The sequence below is a fragment of the Kribbella sp. NBC_01484 genome (genome assembly GCF_036227145.1).
Taxonomy (GTDB): Bacteria; Actinomycetota; Actinomycetes; order Propionibacteriales; family Kribbellaceae; genus Kribbella.
The window spans coordinates 2,571,021-2,592,383 of sequence record NZ_CP109437.1 but is presented as its reverse complement, the minus strand read 5'-3'; the positions used below and the strand labels follow the sequence as shown (position 1 = coordinate 2,592,383).

Sequence of the window (21,363 nt, the reverse complement as noted above, 5' to 3'; positions counted from 1 at the left end):
GCAATGGCGCCGGGGTCGGGCCGGCTTTCGGCTGCAGACACTGGGCTGGTTTCCGCTGTTGGTCACAGTGGGCCCGGTCGGACGCGTGATGAGGGCTCATCGCGACGCGGTGGCTCGGCTGACCGCGGTTGTCGGTGCCGACGGTGGCAGGAGTCTCTCGGATGGGCAGTTGGCGGAGTACTTGCCCCAGGCTCGGAGCCGTTGGCAGCGAGCCCTGGTGGAACGTCGGCGGCTGAGCCGTGCCGAGCGGTTGCTCGAGGGCCGACCATGCTCCCGATGCAGCGCCTGGTCCGAGCCGGCGGCAACGCACTGTGCCGGCTGCAGGCGTCGCTTCACCGCGGCCGAGGACGCGACCTGGCGGAGCGCGGCCGGATCGGCGTCGGCAACCATCGGCGAGGCCGAGGAGGTCCTTGCGGATCTCGCCCGAGGCGTGCTGCTGGAGCGGATCGGGGGCCGTGGCACCGAGCGGACCATGTCGATGACGGTGAGCCGTGGCTGAGCAGGTGCTCGCATCCGTCCAGACGGAGCAGTGGGGCTGGGAATATCGCGGCCGCGAGGTGGTCGTCGCCGAGCGGCCCGAGCCGGTGGTCCCGGAGGTGCCAGTGCCAGCCGCCCTGGCCAGGCTGGAGGACAAGCGTGCCACCGCGGACCGCATGCGGTCGGCTCTCACTTGGGCGTTAGGCGGTGGGGTGTTGCTCACCCTCGGCGTCGGCGTACTCGTCCATACCCCGGTGGCCTTGGTGCCGGCTGCCCTGACTGTCGGCCTTGGATGGCTGGGCTGGGGTCGCCCTGGGCTACTACGCCGGACCGCTTTGCGTGAACACCATCGGTGGATGACCGAATGCGCCGAATCCTTGACGCGCTTCGAGTCGGATGTGCAGCGGTGGCGGCACGAGCTTCACGATCACGAGCGGGCGAAGGCCGACCAAGTCGAGTCGGTCCGGCCGTGGGTGCCGGTCGGGCCCGCCACAAAGGAGCGAGTGGATCTCTACGGTGGTACGGCGGCCGGATGGCGAGCGGCCCTGCTTGTGATGGGGGGCTCGCTGATGAGCGCAGGTGGTCGGCTCACGGTTCTCGACCTGACCCAGGACTCAGTGGTCGAGCCGCTGCGTCGGATGGCTGAGGAACATGGGGCACCGATTCGAGCAACCGTGGTTCCGGACGACAGTCGATCGCTGAACTTGCTCACCGAGTTGAGCGCGGAGGAGATCGGTGTTGTCATCGCAGAGGCCCTGCGCGCAGCCGACCACGAGCAGACCGAGTCGCGCGGAGTCGATGCAGCATTGATGCAGCAGGTTGCCGAATGCCTGGTCGGATCCCCGGTCACCTTTGGTCGGCTTCATCTCGCCTTCCAGGTGTTGCTGCGGCAACTGACGCCTGATCAGCGTGGCGAGCTCACCAGGGCCGAATACGCCGCCCTGTCCGACATGCTCAGCGACTCAGCTCGGCGCACGGCGGAGCCCCGCCTGTTCCGGTTGGCCGCGGGAGTCAAGCGGTTGGCGGCCGTCAGTGGCGACGTACCGATGAACGGCTGGGACGATGACGACACCTCGCTGCGCGTCGTGCAACTGTCGCATCGTGAGCCCGAGTTGACCGCGGCCTTATTCAGCCATGTCATCTTCCAGATTGCGATGTCCCGAATCCAACGTGGGCAGCTGTCGGGACGCGGAGAGCGGATCCTGGTGATCGCCGGCGCCGATGTGGTCGCTCGCCCCGAGCTGGAGCGTTTCGACAGCATCTGCCGCCGAAACGGATTACGTCTCGTGCTGTTCTTCGCTCATCTGCGCGACAGTGCAGTGGAGCTCCTCGGCGGTGGGGACGCGGTGCTCTTCATGCGTCTGGGCAACGCGAAGGAAGCCGAACAAGCCGCGACCTTCATCGGTCGGCAGCACCGCCTGGTCGCGAGCCAGTTCACCTATTCGCATGGCACCAACACGTCCGAGTCCACCTCCGACAGCACCACGCGAGGGAACAGCTCGTCGACGAGCGACTCTGTCGGGACGCAAACCTCCGACTCGCGACAGGCAACCTTCGGACTCCTCTTCAGTCGGCGGCACAGGTCCGGCAGCAAGAGCAGTGGCGAGCAGTACTCGTCCAGCACAACCGGTGGTTCGTCCTGGTCGGAGTCGGCATCCAACTCGACCTCGAAGGCAACGAACGAGAGCACGTCTGTCGGCTATCAACGGACCTATGAGTACTCGGTCGAACCAACGGTGCTCCAGGGCCTGTCGCCGACCGCTTTCATCACGGTGGATCCGCTGGACCCGGGCAGTCCTCGCCTCGGTGACTGTGATCCACGGCTGGGCGGCCCATGATCCCTCAATGGCGTCTGACCGAGGTGCCGTTGGCCGGTGGGCCTGATATCGGTTCGGGCCAGCAGCTGGCATCGCTCAGACGAGGTCTGCTCCCGGCGCTGACCGCGCACGCCACCGCGGGACGTTCGTTCAGTTGTTGCTGGACACGTACCGTCGCGAACGGGCCTGTCGAAGTACGGATCGGCATCGAGCCTGATTCGGCCGGAGCGATTCCCTATCCGGCCGGGACCCGATGCGTCGCTGCAGACTCTGTTGAGCTGCCTGTCTGGCTTACCGTGACCGGTCGGCATGACGTACTCACTGCCCTCCCCGAGTCCGAGGCCGACCCGATCGGAGTACTGGAGGATCTGCTTGACGTCGTGGGTCCCGTCCCTTTTGCCTGGTCGGTGTCGGCGTCACCGATCGGCGCGGAGGATCGCGCGGAGCTGCTCGACGACCTCCATCTGCGGATGACGATCGGGCTCGACCGGGAGAAGGTCTCCGGTCGGGAAACCCTCGAGCTCGAGCGCAATCGAGCCCGCTATCGCGACTTCTCGGCCGCGCAGGGCGGGCTGTGGCGGGTTCAGATCCGGGTCGGCGCGGCGGACGAGGCGACCGCCAGGGTGGCCGCGGAGGTTCTCGCGGGGACGGCCGACCTGCACAGTACGCCGTACCAGTTGACACCGGCCTCCGCGGACCCGGCGGGGTTCGAGGCCACTGGTGAACTGCTCGCGGCGATCGCTCGTCCACCGGTGCGTGAGATTGCCGGGGTTCGTGTGGTGGAGCAGGTCCGGTTCGACCTAACGCCCGAGACCGGAGCCGACGGGGTACCGCTTGGTGCAGTCATCGACCCCAGTGGCCGAGCCGTGACTCAGCTCGAGATCCCATTGTCGACGCTGAACCGCCATGCCCTGGTGGCAGGCGCGACCGGCTCGGGCAAGTCCCAGACGATCCGCCACTTGCTCGAAGGCCTCAACGACGCAGCCGTCCCGTGGTTGGTGATCGAACCGGCCAAGGCGGAGTATGCCGCGATGGCGGGCAGGCTCGGTCCACGCGGGGAGGTGGCTGTGCTGCGGCTCGGCGATCCTGACGCCATACCGCTCAGCCTCAATCCGCTGGAGCCGGAGCAGGGGTTTCCGCTCCAGACCCACCTGGATCTGGTCCGGGCGCTGTTCCTGGCGGCCTTCGAGGCGAACGAGCCTTTTCCACAGGTGCTCAGCCAGGCGCTGACCCGCTGCTACACGTCGTTCGGCTGGGATCTCGCGCTGAGCCGGCCCCGGCGGGAAGGCGCCCCCTTCCCGACTCTCGCCGACCTTCAGGCCAGCGCACGTGCGGTGGTCGACGACATCGGGTACGGCGCCGAGCTGGCAGCCGACGTCCGCGGGTTCGTCGACGTTCGGCTGACCTCGTTGCTGCTCGGGACACCAGGTCGCTTCCTCGGCACCGGTCACCCGCTGGACGTGGCGGATCTGCTTCGCCGCAACGTGGTCCTCGAACTGGAGGATGTCGGCGACGATCAGGACAAGGCCTTCTGCATGGGGGTCGTCCTCATCCGGCTGATCGAGCATCTCCGGCTGCGGCACGCGACCGACCCGACCGAAGGCTTGCGTCACGTCACCGTGGTCGAGGAGGCCCACCGGCTGCTCAAGGACTCCGCCGAGGGCACGCCGTCCAGCCACGCCGTCGAAATGTTCGCCGGCCTCCTCGCCGAGATCCGGGCCTACGGCGAAGGCATCGTGATTGCCGAACAGATCCCCAGCAAGGTCATCCCGGACGTCGTGAAGAACTCTGCCTTGAAGATCCTTCACCGCCTCCCCGCCGCCGACGACCGCGACCGCGTCGGCGCCACCATGAACCTCAGCGAACCCCAATCACGTGCCGTGGTCTCCCTCCCACCCGGCCGCGCCGCCGTCTTCACCGACGGAATGGACCGCCCCATCCTCGTCCGAGTCCCTCACGGCGAGGATCGAGAGCGCCGGATCGAGGCCGCGGCGACCGTGGCAACAGCGGGCCGTCGGACCGCAGCTTGTGGCCCGACTTGCCGCCTGCGTCCCTGCACCGTGCGCGACATCGGCGCGGCGGGCCGGACGATCGACCGGAACCCTCGGCTCACGATCTGGATCGAACTGCTGACCATCGCCCACGTGCTCGGACTGCCCAAACCCGTGCCTGGTGACGATGCTCTGCTACCAGCCGACCTATCCACGCGGGAGTTGGAATGCACGGTAGCCGAGGCAGTGACCCGCGCCGTGGCCGGTCGCTCGGCCGCAATCGCTCCGGACTTCCCACCGGAAGAGCTGACCGCCCACCTGGCCGGAGTCGTCGCAGCCACCCTGACGGGCGGTGGAGTCGCATGTGCGAGCTTTGAGATCGACTGGCAAGCCGGCGCCTACCGCTTCGCCGACGTTGCCGCAGCCCTCGACAACTTCGCCGGGCCACGCTACGCGCCGCATCCACTAACCCCACGATGGCGGCAGCGCGGTCTTCCGGTATCGGGCTCCACCATCGACCAACAGATCGAGAGTTACCTGGCTCGCCCAAGCGGCCTCGTCGACGGCTCCGTCCTGCTGTACGGCGACGGAACACTGACCCGAGTGACCGCCGAGTTGTCCGGCGTCCCTGAGTTGCATCTTCGAATCGCCGACGCCGCTGGACACCTCACCGTTCCCGCCAACTGGCACCGCCAGATCTTCCAGCCGACCGAAACGACCGAGGAATAGGCCGGTATGGACGCATATCGCCGGCGTACGCCTGACGCGGCGGAGGTCGTTTCGCACCCCGAGCAACCATCGACCGACGACGGCCGCAGCGAGTCCGAGCATCAGGAGCCGGCCCGAGCCGAGCAGTCCTCTGATCTCCGTGCTCGGATGATGCGCGACGACACCTTCGCTCGGCTTGAGTACCTGCCGGCCGACGAGGCGGCCTCTCAGACCAGCGAACCGCCGAACCGCCACGGCGGCGACACCAAACCGTCGACCTCCGCGCCGGCCGACAACGATCGCGCGGAGACGTCCCACGGCCCATCCGACGGCCTGCGCGCCCGCATGATGCGGGACGACACCTTCGCCCGCCTGGAATACCTCCCGCCCGCGGACTCGCCATCCGAAGCCAGCAGTCCCTCGTCTTACGAGACTAGTCCGGCCGATGCCGGTTCGGCGTCCGCGCCTGACGAAGGCCCCAAGCCTCGGCAGCGACTGGACGACTTCCGACCTGCCATGTCCGAGTCACCGGAGAACACGCCTGACGAGCCTGACCAGCGGGAACAAGAAGGCACCGATGGCCACGGGACAACCAACAACGCAGCATCTGCCGATACGCACCTGGTCGATACTGCGGTGCCGACACCGCAGCCGTCAGGTGTCGAGAGGGACCCGGCTGGGCCTGCAGATGGTCCAGGTCCTGGCCACCAACGTGAGCAACCAGAGGTCGTCTCTCCTATCGGCGACGGGAACCACACGCCGAGCGCTACAGATACTTCGATCCCTTCTGCCGCGGATGAGGACGCCGTACCAGATGCAGTCGAGGGAGATCAGTCCTCAGCTGGTCCGGACATGTCGATCGAAGGCACCGGGTCGTCTATCGATCCTGACGACAGCTCCGCAGCCTCGGGCGCTGTTGAGCCAACGCGGGCTCAAGACATGCGGTCGAGTGACGGAGAAGCTGCCGCGGTCAACGACAACGACGACGGCTCGGGGACTGACGGTGGGCTTGAGCTACGGGAGATCCTCGTGGCCCGAGACAAGCATTGGAATTCAGAGCTCGGAAGTCTGCCGCGCTGCTCCCTGCCAGAGTTCGCCCGGGCAGACGCTGACGACACGAGCGACGCATTGGGCCCGAATGCCAGGCGCGAGCTCGAGTACCAAGGCGCAGCCGAGTACATCATCAAGAATGCTGACGAACGCCCCTGGCTCAAGCCAGTGGCCGACTCTTCGCGAGAGGTGCAGCGCATCTTTGTTTCGATAGACCAAGGTAACGGCCATGCTCACCTCCGCCACGGCCCGATGGGCGATGACAAACTCTATGCGGACCGAGTGGCGTTCCTTCAGGATCCCGCGCAGTTGGATGCCGTCAAGCGCGAGGCAGGTGTAGATGGTCTGAACCCTGGAAAGCGGCATTATTGCGGAGCGGAAGCCACCCGGATTCACGACGCGATGGCCTTCGTAGCCGCCTTCGCCGGTGCCATCGAGCATCCAACGGTGCAACGGGCGCTGAACACCCCACCCGATGGTGATATCTATGTTGCTCCGGTGGAGATTCCAATCTCGGAGGTTCTGGGGAGCCATGGCCATGAATATTGCTCCGGTTACCGCTTGGCGGGCGAATGGCCCGAATCTGGCAAGCTCCGCGCTGAATGGATCAAGGCTCGTACTGAAGGGCGTGATCCGGCAGGTATCCCGGAGCCAGAGGCCGAGCGGATCCGAACATTCGAAGGTGGAAGTATTGAGCTCCGATTCAAGGTCAACCCAATCCTCGGGAGGTACGAAGTCAGTACCATGTTCGTAAATCCACCCGTAGATGATGACAGCTGAGATCGGATCGATATGCCTCGAATTGCGAAGTATTGGCTTCACGACAACACTGGACCGTTTGCGACGTTCTTGGTTGTAGTCGATACCTATTATCACCCGGAGGTTCGCCATGAGAACTTCGACGCGCTCGTTCGTCGGGCTGCTGCCAAGAGACCCGACGATATCGAGATGGCGACCTTCAAGAAGGAGTTCGTGCAACTGTTACAGGGGGATCGCGAAGGCCTGCACCCAGCCGCAATCAGCACGGCGGCGGAGTACGACGAATGGGACACCGACGACGAGTTCCTCGTGTGGTTGTGGCAGCAGTTGTATCCGAACGAGCCCGTGCCCGGGCACGCCAGGTGATCCCACTGTCTGATCACCCCGGGTCAAGGGTTCGTCGCGCACCGTTCGCTGGTGTCTTGTAGTTGGTCTGTGAGCGGTAGGTTGAGGGCCATGGACGAACGTGTGCTGGTCACCGGTGCGGCCGGGTTCATCGGGCGGGCCGTGGTGGCGGCCTTGCGGGAGCGTGGGGTCGCGGTGACCGCTGTGGATCGGGAGCCGCCGGACCCGTCGTGGGACGAGGGTGTCCACGTGGTGACCGGTGATCTGGCCGAGCAGGAGGTCTGCATCTCGGCCTTCGAGACCCGTCCGACCGCCGTCGTCCACCTGGCCGCACTCACCTCGGTGTTGCGGTCCGTGGACGCACCGATGCAGACCTTCGCGCAGAACGTGACGATCACTCAGGTGCTGCTCGAGCTGTCCCGGGGCAGTGGAGTGGATCGCTTCGTGCTCGCCTCGACCAACGCTGTGGTCGGTGACGTCGGTACGGCGACCATCACCGCGGACCTCCCGTTGCGGCCCCTCACGCCGTACGGCGCGACCAAGGCGGCGTGCGAGATGCTGCTGTCGGCGTACTCCGGCAGTTATGGGATGGCCACCGCCGCACTGCGGTTCACCAACGTCTATGGCCCGGGCATGTCACACAAGGACAGCTTCGTGCCGCGGATGATGCGGGCCGCGCTGACCGGGACCGGCGTCCGCGTGTACGGCGACGGGAAGCAGCGGCGGGACCTGGTGTTCATCGACGATGTGGTGAACGGCGTACTGCTCGCACTGGACACCAGGTACGACGGCCGCGCGATCATCGGATCGGGTCGGTCGGTGTCGGTGCTCGAGATGATCGACACCGTGCGTACCGTGACCGGTCACGAGGTTCCGGCCGAGCACATCGAGGCGCCGGCCGGTGAGATGCCGGCGGTCGTCGTCGACATCACCAACGACCTCGGCTACGCGCCGACGGTGTCGCTGGAGGATGGGCTAGACCGCACGTGGCAGTACTTCCGCGCACAGTGAAGAGGCTGCTCAGAACGCATTGGCTGCTCGCCGTCTTCCTGGTGGCGGGCATAGTGCTGCGCGTCCTGGCGACGATCGCGTATCGCCCGGCGATCGTCTACACGGACTCGGTGCAGTACCTCAACAACATGGGCAAGTTGAGCCCCGACCAGCTCAACCCGATCGGTTACGACTTCGTACTGCGTCCCATGGTCTGGATCGGCGGCCTCACCTTCGTAGTGATCGTGCAGCATGTGGTCGGACTGCTGCTGGGCGTGGCGATCTACGCACTGGCCCGTCGGCTGACCGTCTACCGCTGGCTGGCCGCGCTGGCGGCCGCACCGATCCTGCTCGACGCCTACCAGGTGCAGATCGAGCAGAACATCATGGCCGAGACCACCTTCGACGTACTGCTGGTGGCGATCCTCTGGTTGCTCCTCGGCCGCGGTTCGCCCGGTTGGAAGCGTGCAGCGCTGGTCGGCGTCCTGATCGGTGCCGCGTTCACGGTCCGCGCGATCGGCCTGGTCCTGCTCGTCGCCGTCGTGCTCTACCTGATTGTCGTCGGCAACGCCTGGCGCAAGCGCCGCCTCGATCTCGTACGACGTACGGCCGCAGCCATAGCGGGGTTCGCTGTCGTTTTCGGGGCCTATGCGATCTACTACCACGCGGACACGGGCCGGTGGGGTTTCACCGGGGCTGAAAATCAGGTGCTCTACGGACGGACCGCAGTGGTAGCCAACTGCGCCAAGCTGCCGCTCAACGAAGGCACCAGGCTGTTCTGTCCCAAGGAGCCGCTCGGACAGCGCCTCGGCGTGGACAAGTACGCTCACAATCACTATGGCGATCCGAACTGGCCTGGACCGTTGCCGCCCGGCACCACCAAGCGGCAACTGGCTACCGAGTTCGCCCGGCTTGTCATCCGGCATCAACCGCTCGATGTCACCTGGGCCGCGCTGAAGGACTTCGCCAAGGGCTTCGCGCCGACGCGGACCACGTCGCCGGACGACGTACCGCTGGACCGCTGGCAGTTCCAGCTCACGTATCCGAACCTGCAGGACCCCAACACCGCCAAAGCTGCGGTGAGGTGGGGCGGGTCGGAGCCGCACGTCGACCACGTGCCGGCCGAGATCCTGCGCGCGTACCAGCTGCACGGCGGCTACACGTCCGGCAGCCTGCTCGGTCTCTGCGTGCTGATCGCTCTGGCCGCAGTGGCCGGACTGGGCCGCGCGAAGACGTCCGGCCTCCGATCGGCTGCACTGCTACCCGCTGCGGCTGGTGTGATCCTGCTGCTGGGATCGGCGGCGTTCGAGTTCTCCTGGCGCTATCAGTTGCCGGCCCTCGTGTTCTTCCCGCTGGCGGGAGCCATCGGGCTGCGGGCGCTGTTGGGCAAGGACCAGGCGCGTCCGCCGATGGCGGACTACCCGGATGCCGTGGATTCCCTTGCTGTGAAGGACTTCGGGAAGCCCGACTTTGCGCCGGTCGTCGTGGTGATCGCGGCGTACAACGAGGCCGGCGGGATCGGCGCGGTGCTCACGAACATGCCGCGCACCTGCGCTGGCCTGCCGGTCGACGTCCTGGTCGTCGTGGACGGGTCCACCGACGACACTGCCGAGATCGCCCGCAAGCACGGGGCTTTCGTGTGTGTTGCCCCGAGCAACCGCGGTCAGGGTGCGGCACTCCGGCTCGGATATCACCTCGCTGCCGAGGGCGGGGCCCGGTACGTCGTGACCACCGATGCGGACGGCCAGTACGACAACGACGAGCTCGACGTACTCCTCAAGCCGATCCTGGACGACGAGGCCGACTTCGTCACCGGATCGCGGCGGCTCGGAGCGGAAGACGCGGACAGCCGGTTGCGATGGGTCGGCGTCCGGGTGTTCGCCGTACTGGCGTCGATCCTGACCCGGCGGAAGCTCACGGACACGTCGTTCGGGTTCCGCGCGCTGCGCGCGGAGCTGGCGACCGCGGTGACCTTGCGGGAGCCGCAGTACCAGTCGTCGGAGTTGTTGCTCGGAGCACTCGCTCTCGGCGCGCGCGTGGTGGAACTGCCGATGACGATGCGCCGCCGGGGCGACGGGACCAGCAAGAAGGGTCCGGGCCTGGTGTACGGCGCGAACTACGGGCGGGTGATGACCACTACCTGGCTGAGGGAATACGCTCTGGGACAGGGTCGGCGACGGCGGCGGGCTTGGCGAACACCAGTCGATCGAACAGCACGAACTTCAGGATGAACAGCACGCCGTACGTGCCGAAGTAGGAGCCGGTGACCAGTACGGTCTTCCAAGCGTGCGAATCGATCCCCTGGACCAGGTGATCGGTCGCCGTGGTGACCAGTGCGGCGGTGACCGCCGAGCCGATCACGATCATTGCGTACGGCAACAGCTGACCCTGGCGGCCCCAGGCCCAGCGGCGGCTCAGCAGGTAGTTCGGCACCGCACCGGCCAGCCAGGCGACCAGGGTCGCCACGACGGCCGGGGCCCCGAGCCAGTAACAGAGCGCGAACGCGACCTGGCTGACCACGACGGCGACTACGGAAGACGCCGAGTACCTCGCCCAGAGCAACAATCGGCTCCGGCGCGGGCCGAGTCTGCTCCGGACCTTGGTGAGTGCACGCATTGCGGCCTATTCTGCACCTCCACACCAGCTCTGGGCAGGTCGACCGAGATTCACAGCCAATTGCCAGGTTCTGAGTGGGGCTGGTCACGTTAGGGGAGCGGTTACTCGGGATAGGAAGGAATAGTGACAGCCAACGTCCCATCGGAAGGCGGCCGAGCCGTGCGCGTACTAGTTCTGGGCGGTGACGGTTACTTAGGGTGGCCGACCGCGCTGCATCTGTCCGACCATGGCCACGAGACGGCCGTTCTCGACAACTTCGCCCGCCGCGGCTACGACCGCGAGCTGGGCGTGCAGAGCCTGGTGCCGATCCAGGACCTCGACGCCCGGGTGGCCGCCTGGGAGGAGGTCTCCGGCCGGCGGATCACGTCGTACGTCGGCGACCTGCTGGACGCGGGCTTCGTCTACCAGGTGCTCGAGGAGTTCCAGCCGGACGCGATCGTGCACTTTGCCGAGCAGCGGGCGGCGCCGTACTCGATGATCGATCGCGAGCACGCCGTCTACACACAGCACAACAACGTGGTCGGCACGCTGAACCTGATGTACGCCATCGCCGAGACGAACCCGGACATCCACCTGGTCAAGCTCGGCACGATGGGCGAGTACGGCACGCCGAACATCGACATCGAGGAAGGCTGGCTGGAGGTCGAGCACAACGGCCGCAAGGACCGGATGCTCTACCCGAAGAAGCCGGGCTCGTTCTACCACCTGAGCAAGGTGCACGACTCGCACAACCTCGAGTTCGGCTGCCGGGTCTGGGGACTGCGCGTCACCGATCTCAACCAGGGCGTGGTCTACGGGCAGCAGACGGACCAGACCGTGCGGGACGCGCGGCTGGCGACGCGGTTCGACTACGACGCCGTCTTCGGCACCGTGCTCAACCGGTTCGTCATCCAGGCCGTGCTCGGTGAGCCACTGACCGTCTACGGCGCCGGCGGCCAGACCCGCGGCCTGCTGGACATCCGGGACACCGTCGAGTGCATCCGGCTCGCGGTCGAGAACCCGGCCGACGCCGGCGAGTTCCGGGTCTTCAATCAGATGACCGAGAGCTACTCGGTCGCCCAGATCGCGGAGAAGGTCGCGGAGTGCTTCCCCGGCCCGGTCCAGGTCGAGCACCTGGAGAACCCGCGGGTCGAGCAGGCCGAGCACTACTACCACGTCAAGCACACCGGCCTGGTCGGCCTCGGCCTGCAGCCGCACCTGCTGTCGGACACCCTGATCGACTCGATGTTCGACATCGTCTCGGCGAACAAGGACCGCGTCGACCCGGCCGCCCTCCTCCCGACCGTCCGCTGGAAGGGCCACCTCAAACAGCGGTAGACACGCCCTAGACGAAGAAGCAGAAGATGTGGCCGACCGGGTCGGCGTAGATGCGGACGTTGGGTAGCGGCTGGAAGTCCATCAGCCGTGCCCCGGCGTCGATCGCGCGCCGGTGTCCCGACTCGAGGTCGGTGACCTGGAAGTCGAGATGCAGCTGCATCTGCTGTTTCTCCGCGGTACTCGGCCAGGTCGGCGTCTGATAGGCGGGCTCACCCTGGAACGACAACTTGGTGCTGCCGTCGGGGCCGATCACGGTCGCCCAGTCCGCTTCGTCGTCGCCCAGGTCCCAGCCGAGCAGCCGGCAGTAGAACCGCGCCAACTCCCGCGCGTCCGGCGCGTCCAGTACGACGCCTTTCAACGGAATCTTCTCGTTCATGCCCGGAACGTTAACGGCGGCCACCGACAAGCAACGTCGGGATGGCGGCGAGGAACCGGTCCCGCCGTCCCCGGTCAGCTTGCTCGGTGAGCCAGGCCTCGGCATCCTCCTGGGTGATCAGGGCCTTGTCGACCGCGGCCGCCGCCGCGCGCTCGAGCTGAGCAGCCATCAGGCCGTGATCCGTCACGACCTCCGTGCGTACGATGACCTCGACGTCACGGAACCCGGTGTCGAGGAGGAGGTCACGCAGGCTGCGCGCCGCACGCGGCGACACCGACCGCGACTCCAGGCCGAGCAGGACGACGTCGGTCAGGTCCTGGTCGGAGCTGTCCACGAGCAGGAAGCCGTAGTCCTGCCCGCCGAGCACGATTCGTCCACCGGGCCGGAGCACCCGCCACGCCTCGGCCACGGTCGGGACCGGGTCCTCGAGCAGGTGGAAGAGCCGGACGGCCCGGTAGCCGTCCATCGACTCGTCCTCGATCGGCAGGTCATCGGACCGTGCCACGTGAAACATTGCCCCGGGCGCCCTGACCTGCGCCGACTCGATCGCTTCGGGGTCGGTGTCCACGCCGGTCACCTTCAGCCCTTTGGCCGCCAGTTCGGCGACCGCGTGCCCGGCCCCGCAGGCGACATCCACGCAGGTGCCGCCCCGCTTCAGTCCGAGCAACCGGTACGACTCCGCCCGGAGCTCCGCTGCTCCGGGCCGCTCCTCGATCCGTTCCAGAAAGCCCATGTCACCACGCTGCAACTTCAGGTGCACCTGAAGTCAACACCACTAGTCCATGGACACCTTGTCGAAGCTGGTGGTGGTGAAGCGGACGTCGACGCCGACGGTGTCGCCGACCGCCGGGGGTGCCACCGACGACGGCAGGAACAGCATGCTGGCCTGCATGTGCGGCGGCTCGGCGAACCAGCGCTGTTTGCCCTCGATGGTGAACGGCGACAACGCCATGCCGGCCGCGTCGAGGCTGCCCTTCGCCATGGCGATCGCCCGCTGACGGACAGACGCCGCAGCGGTGGGAGCCTCCAGGCCGACGCCGTGGGCCGTGCCGCCGGACACCACCAGAATGTGACCGTCCCCGCTGACCCGCCGCTGCCGGTAACCGACCCGCTCGCCGCGGCGCACCGAGTGCACGTCGAGCACGGTCGCGCGGACCGTCAGCGCACCACGGTCGCCGAGCCACAACCCGGTGCCCATCCGCAGCTTCACGCTCTCACCGATGTCGGCCAGCTTCTGCGACGGTACGTGCGACACCCACAGGGTGCCCTTGCGGACGTCGAGCGCCGCCTTCGCCAACTGCTGCGCTTCCCTCAGGTTGGCCGACGTACCGCCGGCACCCATCGGGAAGTGCAGCGACCAGCCCTCGAACTTGATCCGGTCGAGCGCGTTCAGCAGCATCGTGTGCCGCAGTTCGCGCGCGCCGATGCCGTGCCGCCGCATCGAGGTCATCACCTCGATCAGCACCCGGCTGCCGGCCGGGATCGAGACCAGGTCCGCCAGCCGGCTGACCGTGTGGATCACGTTCTTACTCTGCGGGACATCCAGGAACGGCCGCCACGGCGAGAGTACGACGATGTCCTCGCGCGGGTCCGGCGGCACCTCGAAGTACGTCCCGACCGCGACCGTGCGGGCGCCGAGCGCGCGTGACTCGGCCAGCAGCCGCTGGTTGCCGAACCCGTACCCGTTGCCCTTGGCGACCGGAATGATGTCGGGGTTCCACGTGGAACGCAGGTGATCACGCCATCGATCGGAATCGACGTGCAGGACTAGGGGCATGGTGTCAACGCCGTCTCATGTAGAGGTCGAATGCGGTGTAGAGCGCCTTGTTCAACGGCAGATCCCACTCACCGACGTACTCGACGGCCTCGCCGCCGGTGCCGACCTTGAACTGGATCAACCCGACATGCGGGTCGTTCGGGTCCAAGGTGTCGGTGATGCCCCGTAGGTCGTACACGGACGCACCCGCCACGAGCGCGTCCGTCATCATCCGCCACTGGATCGCGTTCGATCCACGGACGTCACGCTTGTTGGTCGAGCTGGCCCCGTAGGAGTACCAGGAGTGACCGCCCACCCGGACCCAGATGGTCGATGCGACCAGGTCGCCTTCGTGGTAGGCGTTGTAGATCCGGAAGTCACAGCAGTCGGCCGGCTGGTTCGCCATCGCCGTGTGCATCTTCTCGAAGTACGGCAGCGGCCGCGGCGTGAAGTGGTCGCGCTCCGCGGTCTCGACGTACAGCTGGTGGAAGGCCTTGAGGTCCGCGACACCACCCTGCGTCACCTCGACGCCGGCCTTCTCCGCCTTCTTGATGTTGCGCCGCCACAGCTGGTTCATACCCTTCAGCAGGTCGTCCTGGCCGCGACCGGCCAGCGGGACCTGGAACACGTACTGCGGCTGCCCGGCGGCGAATCCTTCACCGACCCGCGGCGCCTTCCAGCCGAGCTTGCGCAACTGCGCGGTCACGATCTCACCCGACGGCTCGATCACATCCGGCCGGACGTCGCCGAGCTTCGGCTGCTGGCCGCCGGCGATCGCGTCCTTGATCGTCTTCGCGCCCCACCGCCGCGTCGGCACCGGCGGGCCCATGCGTACGCCGAATGCCCCGCGCTGCTGCAGATGCGCGGCCAGCGGGCGCAGGTACCGACCGAGGTCGACGGCGTCCCAGTCGATCACCGGGCCCTCGGGCAGATAGGCGAGGTAGCGCTTCACCTTCGGCATCTGCCGGTACAGCACCAGTCCCACGCCGAGCAGTTCGCCCGGGTTGGAAGCGTCGTACCAGCCGAGCGACTCCGCCTTCCATTCATTCTTCACCGCGGCCCAGCCAGGGGTCTGCAGGAAGCTCGCCGCCGGTTGCGCCGCGATGTACGCAGCGTGCTCGTCGGTCGAGATGGTCCGGATGCTCAAGTCACTCACGGTCGGTCAGGTTACCGGCCCGAAGCCTTTATCCGTAGCCGAGCCGGTGCCTGATCCAACCCACCTTGAGAACCCACCAACCACTTTCCGGGGCGGAGAACGGTTGATCGGTGCTCAAGGTCGGCCGTCAGCCGGCCAGGAGTTTCTCGGAGAGATCCCACAACTGAGTGGCCGACTCCGGATCGAGCGCGTACGGCGCGACGCCGTGCCTGGGATCGTCTTGCGTCGCGGGCACTGCTTCGTTGTTGTCCTCGAAGTACCGGCCGGTGACGCCGGGTACGAGCGGCGACGCGGCCAGCAGAACCGAGGTCGACGCGCCCTGCTCGACGGTCTTCCACTGGAAGCGGTCCCACGCCTTCTGCACGTCGTCAGGAACGTGCCGTTGCAACGCGGTCCGGATCCCGCCGGGCATCAGGGCGTTGGCGATGATGCCGTCACTCGCCCAGCGCTTGGCCGCCTCGACGGCGAACAGCACGTTGGCCGTCTTCGACTGCCCGTACGCCGCCCATGCCTCGTACGGCCGGTGGTCGAAATGGATGTCGTCGAAGTGGATGTCCGAGCGCAGGTGCGCGCTGGAGCTGACCGAGACGATTCGGGCATCACCGGCCGCGGCGAGTGCGTCGTACAAACCGAGCGTCAGGCCGAAGTGGCCGAGGTGGTTGGTGGCGAACTGGTGCTCCCACCCTTCCGGCGTGCGGTTGAGCGGCTCGGCCATGACGCCGGCGTTGTTCACCAGGATGTGCAGCGGGCCGGTCCAGCTCGCGGCGAACGCTCGGACCGACGCACGGTCCGCGAGCTCGATCGGCGCGACGAAGACGTGGTTGTTGCCGGTGCTCTCGATGATGCCGGCCGCGGTGCGCTCACCCACCGCGGTGTTGCGGACGGCGAGGGTGACCTCGGCGCCGGCCGACGCGAGCGCGCGGGCGGTCTCGACGCCGATCCCGGACGCGCCGCCGGTGACGACGGCCCGGCGGCCGGTCAGGTCGACGCCGGCGATCACCTCGGCGGCGGTGGAGTCATGGGTGAAGGGGGTGGTGATCCTGCTCATCAGGCTGTCCTGTTCTGCGAGCTACGCTGTAAACGGAGGATCCTCCGGTAATTCCAGTTAACTGGAGGCTCCTCCGGTTATCAAGTCCGCTAGGGTCTGAAGACGCGTTTGAGGAGGGGGACATGACGGGCACCACCGAGCGCCCGCTGCGCGCGGACGCCCAGCGCAACCGCGACCAGATCCTGGTCGCCGCGTCGGCCGCATTCTCGAAATGCGGTCTGGAGGCGACGCTGGAGGGGATCGCCAAGGACGCCGGCGTCGGCATCGGCACGCTGTACCGGCACTTCCCGACCCGGGAGCTGCTGATCGAGGCGGCGTACCGGAACGAGCTCGCCGCGGTCTGCGCCGCGGCGCCCGAGTTGCTCGACAAGATGCCGCCGGCCGAGGCGCTCCGGGCCTGGATGGACCGCTTCGTCGACTACATGACCCGCAAGCTCGGCATGGCCGACGCACTCCGCGCGGTGATGGCGTCGGGCGCGAACCCGTACGCCCAGAGCTTCGAGCTCCTGGTCGGTGCGATCAAACGCCTGCTGGACGCGGGGGCGGCCGCCGGCGAGATTCGTCCCGACGTCTCGGCCGACGACGTCCTGGTCAGCCTCAGCGGCGTCGCGCTCGCGGCCGGCTCCAAACGCGACCAGGCCGACCGTCTGCTCAACCTGTTGCTGGACGGACTCCGCTACCGCGCCTGAGCGGATTCCACCGAGCTTCTAGGGTGGAGCGGTGCGGAGAGTGGCGTTGGTGACAGGGTCGGCTTCTGGGATCGGTGCGGCGACAGCGCGGCGATTGGCCAAGGACGGGATGACCGTAGCGGTGCATTCGCGTTCCAGTCGGGAAGCCGGCGAGGCGTTGGCCGCGGAGCTCGGTGGGTCGTATTACCAGGCCGATCTCTCCGACGACGCCGCGGCGAGTGCCCTGGTCCCGAGTGTGCTGGCCGAGCATGGGCAGCTCGACGTACTCGTGAACAACGCGGGGATCAGCTGGCCGGTGCCGCATGCGGAGCTGGACGGACTGACCGCGGACGACTGGCGGCGACTACTCGACGTCAACCTGATCGCGCCATGGCTGTTGTGTACGGCGGCTCTCCCCGCGCTCACCGAATCGGGCGGATGCATCGTCAACGTCACCAGCCATGCCGGCGTCCGGCCGAAGGGCAGTTCGGTCGCGTACGCCGCCTCGAAAGCCGCACTCAATCACGTGACCAAGCTGCTGGCCGCCGCTCTCGGACCGACCGTGCGAGTCAACGCGGTGGCGCCCGGCCTGGTCGACACGCCCCTCACCGCCTCGTGGACCGAGGCGCAAGAGCTGTGGAAAACCTCGAGCCCGATGCGCCGCGCGGCACGGCCCGCGGATGTCGCGGACCTGATCTCGGCACTCGTCCACAACACCTATCTGACGGGGGAAGTCGTCCTGCTGGACGGCGGTCTGAACCTGCGCTGATTCTGTCGGTGCCGCCTCCTACGATCGCGGGATGTCTTTGGGTCGAGACTTCCACCGGTTGTGGGTTGCGTTCACTGTCAGCGCTTTCGGATCGGCGGTCGGTCTCGGTGCCCTGCCGCTGATCGCAGTACTCGCTCTGGATGTCAGCACCTTCCAGGTGTCCATGCTTTCCGCGTTGTCCGCGGTCGGTGCCGTGCTCGGCCTGCCGCTGGGTGACTTCATCGAGCAGCGGCGCAAGCGGCCCGTGATGATCACCGCGGACCTGGCCCGGTTCGTCGTACTGGGCTCGGTCCCGGTCGCGGCGGTGTTCGACGCCCTGACTTACCTCCAGCTGTGCGTAGTGGGCGCCGTCCAGGCCGCTGCGATGATCGCGTTCCAGGCGGCGAGTGGCGCGCACTTGAAGGCGCTGGTCCCCGCCGAAGGGCGGCCCGAGGCGAACAGCCGGTTCGAGCAGACCAACTGGATCACGCTGAGCGTGGGCCCCGCGATCGGTGGTGCGCTGGTCAGCCTGGTCGGCGCGACGGCCACTCTCGCCGTCGACGCGGTGTCGTTCCTGTTGTCGGCCCTCGGTGTCCGGCGGATCCAGCAGCCCGAACCGGCGCCGGTCCGGCGGGATGGGAAGGCGGACTTCACCGCCGGGTGGCGATACATCCTGCGTCATCGCGGACTGCGGGCACTGTTCTGGAACTCGCAACTGTTCGGCGGGCCGGTGATGATGACGATGCCTCTGCTGACGGTCTTCATGCTGCGCGACCTCGGCCTGGCGCCCTGGAGCTATGGGGTGTTCCTTGGGGCGTCGTGTCTGGGCGGTGTGCTGGGAGCCCAGCTGGCGCCTGGCCTCACCCGTCGGCACGGACTGCATCGGATGCTCATCGTGTTCGGCGTCCTGCGGGCTCCCTGGCTGCTGCTGTTCCCGTTGGCACCGCACGGTTTCAGTGGGCTGGTGCTGCTCACTGCGGCCGAGACCGGCCTGCTGCTGGCCGCCGGTGCCTTCAACCCGTCGTTCGCGACGTACCGGATGGAGGTGACCGAGGACGGCTTCATGGCCCGGGTGGTCGGCTCATGGTCGATCAGCTCGCGGTGTGTGCAGCCTGCCTTCATGGCGCTGGGTGGTGTGCTGGCGGCGCTGATCGGTGTGCGGGGCGCGCTGTGGGTCGCGGGTGCGTCCTGCCTGCTGAGTGCCGTCGTGCTGCCGTGGCAGTCGGCTAAGCCAGTCCCATTGCCTGAGCCAGCCTGACCTGACTGCCCATCGCCCCACCGTCGGCCTTGGCGTCGAGGTAGTCGGCGGCCTCGTCCGGTGGCAGGACGAGAACTTCGGTCACCTGCTCGCCGTCGTCGGGGTTGGTCGGTTGTCCGTCGATCACGACGTCCGCGACGACGGTCGCCCAGTAGGAGATCGGGTGCGGCAGATGCGGGCGGTACGGCGTGGGCCGGCGATGCTCGGCCCGGTGAGCGCCGAGCCAGGTCAGCGGTCCGGTCAGCCGGGCGCCGGCCTCCTCGATGAGCTCGCGGTGCACGAGCTGCTCGATGGCTTCGTTCGGCTCGCGAGTCCCGCCGGGTAGGAAGCGCCAGCCCAGGTCGTTGCTGCAGACAACGATACCGCCGTCGGCCCGGCCGACCACATGCACGTTGCTGATCAGCTCGTCGGCCGGCTTCTCGATCGAGTACCGGACGTCGACCTCACCCCAGGCCCAGTGGCCCGGCGCGAAGAGCTCGGGGAACCGCTCGGCCCAGGTCTGCATGCGCGCCATTCTCTCCCTGCGCTACCGTCGCCCCCATGGCGCCCTCAGAACCAGACCCCGTGCCTGATCCTGAGCGGGCCTGCCAAACGACGACGCGACTGCTCTGGGCCTGCGCCGTACTCGCCCTGCTCGCCGGCGTCTTCCAACTGTCCGGCATCCTCAGCGACGCCGACGGGTACGACGGACTGGCCTGGGTCGGCGTGGTCGTCGGGGCCGTGTGCCTGCTGGGGTTGATCGCTATCTACAGCGCATGCGCTCTCGACCGGCTCACACTGCGCACCCGCGTGCTCCAGCGCTTCGACGTCTTCCAGGTCACGACAGTCCTGCTCGTGCTGGCGATCGTCGCCGGCATCCCCATCCACAGCACGACCGCCTTGGCCCTGCTGCTCCCGTGGGGGCTGGCCTACTGGCTGCACCACCTCAACGCGCCTACTTCAAGTGCGCCCTGAGGTAGTCGATGTCGGCCTTCTGGCCGTGATCGGCGTTCGGGGTCTCGACGACGACCGGGGCGCCGGCGGCCTGCACCACCGCGACGATGTCGGCCGGGTCGATGTGGCCCTCCTCGAAATTGCTGTGCCGGTCGGCGCCGGAGCCGAACTCGTCGCGTGACCCGTTGGCGTGCACCAGGTCGATCCGCCCGGTGATCGCCAGCACCTTCTCGACGATCGTGGGCAGCTCCTCCCCGGCCGCGTGGAAGTGGCAGGTGTCGAGGCAGAAGCCGACGTTCTCCACGCGGTCGTTGCCGGAGGCCTGGACCGCGTCCCACAGCCGGGCGATCCGGTCCAGTTGCCGGGCCATCGCGTTCTCGCCGCCGGCCGTGTTCTCGATCAGCAGCGGGACCGGCAGTTCGGCGCGCTCGATGCACTTGCGCCAGTTGTCGAAGCCGGCCTCGGGGTCGTCCTCGTCGCCGACGTGCCCGCCGTGCACGATCACGCCCTTCACGGCGATCTGGGCGGCCTTGTCGAGCGTCTGTTGCAGCAGTTTGCGGCTCGGGATCCGGATCCGGTTGTTCGTGTTCGCCACGTTGAGCCGGTACGGCGCGTGCACGTACAGATCGACGCCCGCCGCGGCCGCCCGCTTGCGCAGTGCCTCCTCGCCGTCGGCGTACGCGAGCTTCGGCGCCTTGTAGTCCTGCGGGTTGCCGAGGAAGAACTGCACCAGGTCGGCACCGCGGTCGGCCGCTTCGGCCAGCGGGTCCTGCTGATCGACGTGGGCACCCAGCTTGAAACTCATGAACCCACCCTAAAACCGTCCACGGACAGTTCAGGAACCCCATCCCGCCGAGCGGGTAACCGGCCGTGTCTCCTGCGCAGGCGGTTGGACCGGGCGCCCCTCGAACTCTGTGGACAGGACGACGTGGGTATTCATCTCACCGTGTTCACCGAGGCGTTCGAAGAGGCCCTCGAGGTGGCGCATGGAGGTGACGCGGACTCGGAGCATCGAGCAGGAATTGCCGCTGAGCTTGTGGATCTCGAGGACCTCCGGGAAGTCCTCCGCTCGCGTGGTCTTGAGCAGACAGCGGCCGGTCGTGCAGCGCATCTGGACGAAGGCCGACAGCGGCTGACCGGCCCGGGCCGGATCCACCTGGGCGCGGTAGCCGACGATCACGCCGGCTTCTTCCAGGCGTCGTACCCGGTCCGCCACGGCCGGCGGTGACAGGTTGACCCGCTTGCCCAGCTGGTTGAACGACAGCCGCCCATCGGCTTGCAGCTCGGCGAGGATCTGCCAGTCGGTGGGGTCCAGGTCTCGCTCCTGAAAGGTCATGTCCCCAGAACACC

Annotated in this window: 21 protein-coding genes; 12 read left to right on the top strand and 9 right to left on the bottom strand. The window is 67.5% G+C overall.

Annotation, left to right across the window (positions count from 1 at the left end; genetic code table 11):
* The first annotated feature begins 217 nt into the window (after positions 1 to 217).
* From OG555_RS12795 to OG555_RS12765, 7 genes are all read left to right on the top strand, one after another.
* A complete protein-coding gene (locus OG555_RS12795; RefSeq protein WP_329483061.1) occupies positions 218 to 499 on the top strand; it encodes a hypothetical protein in 282 nt (93 codons plus the stop codon).
* The gene (locus OG555_RS12790) at positions 492 to 2,315 is read left to right on the top strand and encodes a hypothetical protein (protein WP_329483060.1); all 1,824 of its coding nucleotides are present in this window, start codon (positions 492 to 494) and stop codon (positions 2,313 to 2,315) included. The genes OG555_RS12795 and OG555_RS12790 overlap by 8 nt, the downstream gene beginning before the upstream one ends.
* A gap of 275 nt (positions 2,316 to 2,590) precedes the next feature.
* A complete protein-coding gene (locus OG555_RS12785) occupies positions 2,591 to 5,014 on the top strand; it encodes an ATP-binding protein (protein WP_329483059.1) in 2,424 nt (807 codons plus the stop codon).
* Positions 5,015 to 5,020: 6 nt separating this feature from the next.
* Positions 5,021 to 6,823, top strand: a complete 1,803-nt coding sequence (locus tag OG555_RS12780) for a hypothetical protein (protein WP_329483058.1) — start codon at positions 5,021 to 5,023, stop codon at positions 6,821 to 6,823.
* 168 nt (positions 6,824 to 6,991) lie between these two features.
* Complete coding sequence (locus tag OG555_RS12775; protein WP_329483057.1) at positions 6,992 to 7,168, top strand: hypothetical protein; 177 nt, start codon at positions 6,992 to 6,994, stop codon at positions 7,166 to 7,168.
* A 90-nt stretch (positions 7,169 to 7,258) separates the two neighbouring features.
* Positions 7,259 to 8,158, top strand: coding sequence for an NAD-dependent epimerase/dehydratase family protein (locus tag OG555_RS12770; RefSeq protein WP_329483056.1), 900 nt, complete (start codon positions 7,259 to 7,261; stop codon positions 8,156 to 8,158).
* Positions 8,155 to 10,368 carry a glycosyltransferase family 2 protein gene (locus OG555_RS12765; protein WP_329483055.1) on the top strand — a complete coding sequence of 738 codons (2,214 nt, stop codon included), beginning with the start codon at positions 8,155 to 8,157 and terminating at the stop codon, positions 10,366 to 10,368. The genes OG555_RS12770 and OG555_RS12765 overlap by 4 nt, the downstream gene beginning before the upstream one ends.
* On the opposite strand, the gene OG555_RS12760 is transcribed toward OG555_RS12765, so the two are convergent.
* Positions 10,274 to 10,753 (bottom strand): GtrA family protein, encoded by a 480-nt coding sequence (locus OG555_RS12760; RefSeq protein ID WP_329483054.1) that lies wholly within the window; start codon positions 10,751 to 10,753, stop codon positions 10,274 to 10,276. The two genes, OG555_RS12765 and OG555_RS12760, sit on opposite strands and share 95 nt — an antisense overlap.
* A 159-nt stretch (positions 10,754 to 10,912) precedes the next feature.
* Here OG555_RS12760 and OG555_RS12755 point away from each other — a divergent pair, with 159 nt between their 5' ends.
* Positions 10,913 to 12,070 (top strand): NAD-dependent epimerase/dehydratase family protein, encoded by a 1,158-nt coding sequence (locus OG555_RS12755; protein WP_329483053.1) that lies wholly within the window; start codon positions 10,913 to 10,915, stop codon positions 12,068 to 12,070.
* Positions 12,071 to 12,077: 7 nt separating this feature from the next.
* Here the strand turns inward: OG555_RS12755 and OG555_RS12750 are convergent, their stop codons facing one another.
* The 5 genes from OG555_RS12750 to OG555_RS12730 all read right to left on the bottom strand — a co-directional run bounded on the left by OG555_RS12750 (position 12,078) and on the right by OG555_RS12730 (position 16,406).
* Positions 12,078 to 12,446 (bottom strand): VOC family protein, encoded by a 369-nt coding sequence (locus OG555_RS12750; RefSeq protein ID WP_329483052.1) that lies wholly within the window; start codon positions 12,444 to 12,446, stop codon positions 12,078 to 12,080.
* A 10-nt stretch (positions 12,447 to 12,456) separates the two neighbouring features.
* On the bottom strand, positions 12,457 to 13,179 hold the full coding sequence (locus tag OG555_RS12745; protein ID WP_329483051.1) for a methyltransferase domain-containing protein: 723 nt from the start codon (positions 13,177 to 13,179) through the stop codon (positions 12,457 to 12,459).
* Between the two features lie 42 nt (positions 13,180 to 13,221).
* Entirely contained in the window at positions 13,222 to 14,223 is a 1,002-nt protein-coding gene (locus OG555_RS12740) for an alanine racemase (RefSeq protein ID WP_329483050.1), read from the bottom strand.
* Between the two features lie 4 nt (positions 14,224 to 14,227).
* Positions 14,228 to 15,358 carry a lipid II:glycine glycyltransferase FemX gene (locus OG555_RS12735; protein WP_329483049.1) on the bottom strand — a complete coding sequence of 377 codons (1,131 nt, stop codon included), beginning with the start codon at positions 15,356 to 15,358 and terminating at the stop codon, positions 14,228 to 14,230.
* A 127-nt stretch (positions 15,359 to 15,485) separates the two neighbouring features.
* Positions 15,486 to 16,406 carry an SDR family NAD(P)-dependent oxidoreductase gene (locus tag OG555_RS12730; RefSeq protein WP_329483048.1) on the bottom strand — a complete coding sequence of 307 codons (921 nt, stop codon included), beginning with the start codon at positions 16,404 to 16,406 and terminating at the stop codon, positions 15,486 to 15,488.
* A gap of 122 nt (positions 16,407 to 16,528) precedes the next feature.
* Here OG555_RS12730 and OG555_RS12725 point away from each other — a divergent pair, with 122 nt between their 5' ends.
* From OG555_RS12725 to OG555_RS12715, 3 genes are read left to right on the top strand one after another with little or no spacing between them, the layout of a single operon-like run.
* Positions 16,529 to 17,095 carry a TetR/AcrR family transcriptional regulator gene (locus OG555_RS12725; protein WP_329483046.1) on the top strand — a complete coding sequence of 189 codons (567 nt, stop codon included), beginning with the start codon at positions 16,529 to 16,531 and terminating at the stop codon, positions 17,093 to 17,095.
* A gap of 31 nt (positions 17,096 to 17,126) precedes the next feature.
* On the top strand, positions 17,127 to 17,843 hold the full coding sequence (locus OG555_RS12720; protein WP_329483045.1) for an SDR family NAD(P)-dependent oxidoreductase: 717 nt from the start codon (positions 17,127 to 17,129) through the stop codon (positions 17,841 to 17,843).
* Positions 17,844 to 17,874: 31 nt separating this feature from the next.
* On the top strand, positions 17,875 to 19,080 hold the full coding sequence (locus tag OG555_RS12715) for an MFS transporter (RefSeq protein WP_329483044.1): 1,206 nt from the start codon (positions 17,875 to 17,877) through the stop codon (positions 19,078 to 19,080).
* On the opposite strand, the gene OG555_RS12710 is transcribed toward OG555_RS12715, so the two are convergent.
* The gene (locus OG555_RS12710) at positions 19,049 to 19,585 is read right to left on the bottom strand and encodes an NUDIX hydrolase (protein WP_329483043.1); all 537 of its coding nucleotides are present in this window, start codon (positions 19,583 to 19,585) and stop codon (positions 19,049 to 19,051) included. The genes OG555_RS12715 and OG555_RS12710 overlap by 32 nt on opposite strands.
* Positions 19,586 to 19,644: 59 nt before the next feature.
* Between OG555_RS12710 and OG555_RS12705 the strand changes: the two genes are divergently transcribed.
* Positions 19,645 to 20,034, top strand: a complete 390-nt coding sequence (locus tag OG555_RS12705) for a hypothetical protein (RefSeq protein WP_329483042.1) — start codon at positions 19,645 to 19,647, stop codon at positions 20,032 to 20,034.
* Here OG555_RS12705 and OG555_RS12700 read toward each other — a convergent pair.
* The gene (locus OG555_RS12700) at positions 20,015 to 20,818 is read right to left on the bottom strand and encodes a deoxyribonuclease IV (RefSeq protein WP_329483041.1); all 804 of its coding nucleotides are present in this window, start codon (positions 20,816 to 20,818) and stop codon (positions 20,015 to 20,017) included. The two genes, OG555_RS12705 and OG555_RS12700, sit on opposite strands and share 20 nt — an antisense overlap.
* 30 nt (positions 20,819 to 20,848) lie before the next feature.
* Positions 20,849 to 21,349, bottom strand: coding sequence for an Lrp/AsnC family transcriptional regulator (locus tag OG555_RS12695; protein WP_329483040.1), 501 nt, complete (start codon positions 21,347 to 21,349; stop codon positions 20,849 to 20,851).
* Between the last annotated feature and the right edge of the window lie 14 nt (positions 21,350 to 21,363).

Excerpts from the sequence above, each read along its gene's own strand:
- OG555_RS12780 (WP_329483058.1), top strand. The coding sequence starts at position 5,021 with ATGGACGCATATCGCCGGCGTACGCCTGACGCGGCGGAGGTCGTTTCG.
- OG555_RS12775 (WP_329483057.1), top strand. The coding sequence starts at position 6,992 with ATGGCGACCTTCAAGAAGGAGTTCGTGCAACTGTTACAGGGGGATCGC.
- OG555_RS12700 (WP_329483041.1), bottom strand. The coding sequence starts at position 20,818 with ATGAGTTTCAAGCTGGGTGCCCACGTCGATCAGCAGGACCCGCTGGCC.
- OG555_RS12730 (WP_329483048.1), bottom strand. The coding sequence starts at position 16,406 with ATGAGCAGGATCACCACCCCCTTCACCCATGACTCCACCGCCGCCGAG.
- OG555_RS12710 (WP_329483043.1), bottom strand. The coding sequence starts at position 19,585 with ATGCAGACCTGGGCCGAGCGGTTCCCCGAGCTCTTCGCGCCGGGCCAC.
- OG555_RS12760 (WP_329483054.1), bottom strand. The coding sequence starts at position 10,753 with ATGCGTGCACTCACCAAGGTCCGGAGCAGACTCGGCCCGCGCCGGAGC.
- OG555_RS12745 (WP_329483051.1), bottom strand. The coding sequence starts at position 13,179 with ATGGGCTTTCTGGAACGGATCGAGGAGCGGCCCGGAGCAGCGGAGCTC.
- OG555_RS12725 (WP_329483046.1), top strand. The coding sequence starts at position 16,529 with ATGACGGGCACCACCGAGCGCCCGCTGCGCGCGGACGCCCAGCGCAAC.
- OG555_RS12770 (WP_329483056.1), top strand. The coding sequence starts at position 7,259 with ATGGACGAACGTGTGCTGGTCACCGGTGCGGCCGGGTTCATCGGGCGG.
- OG555_RS12695 (WP_329483040.1), bottom strand. The coding sequence starts at position 21,349 with ATGACCTTTCAGGAGCGAGACCTGGACCCCACCGACTGGCAGATCCTC.
- OG555_RS12750 (WP_329483052.1), bottom strand. The coding sequence starts at position 12,446 with ATGAACGAGAAGATTCCGTTGAAAGGCGTCGTACTGGACGCGCCGGAC.
- OG555_RS12740 (WP_329483050.1), bottom strand. The coding sequence starts at position 14,223 with ATGCCCCTAGTCCTGCACGTCGATTCCGATCGATGGCGTGATCACCTG.
- OG555_RS12715 (WP_329483044.1), top strand. The coding sequence starts at position 17,875 with ATGTCTTTGGGTCGAGACTTCCACCGGTTGTGGGTTGCGTTCACTGTC.